1 protein-coding gene is annotated in these 313 nt (G+C 49.2%); it reads right to left on the minus strand.

The annotated features are described in order from the left end of the window. A partial coding sequence (locus KMS84_RS44330; protein ID WP_256921514.1) for a glycosyltransferase family protein occupies positions 1 to 313 on the minus strand: 313 nt, incomplete at both ends.

The raw sequence follows: 313 nt of genomic DNA on the forward strand, positions 1-313 counted from the left end.
TCAGCTACACCCTTAAATGCGAAGCGCCTGATTTCAAACGTGAGATCTGTTCGAATTTTCGCAAGGTGGAAGACCTGGCGCCAGTCAAACCATGCGTCAGTGAGGTGGCCGAAATAACCAATTACCCGTTCATCACTTCGTTGAGTCCCCGCGACCCCCTTGTGCTCGACGCCAATCACATCAGGCGTGTAGCCATTACCAATGACGCTGATATCTAAACGAAGGGCTGTGAACTTGTCTCGCAATGATGGAGATACAGCGCAGACATAATCCGATTGCAGTACCAGCGAGTCTTCTATTGGTTTTTTAAACC

The organism is Streptomyces hilarionis (assembly GCF_024539675.1).
Lineage (GTDB): Bacteria > Actinomycetota > Actinomycetes > Streptomycetales > Streptomycetaceae > Streptomyces > Streptomyces hilarionis.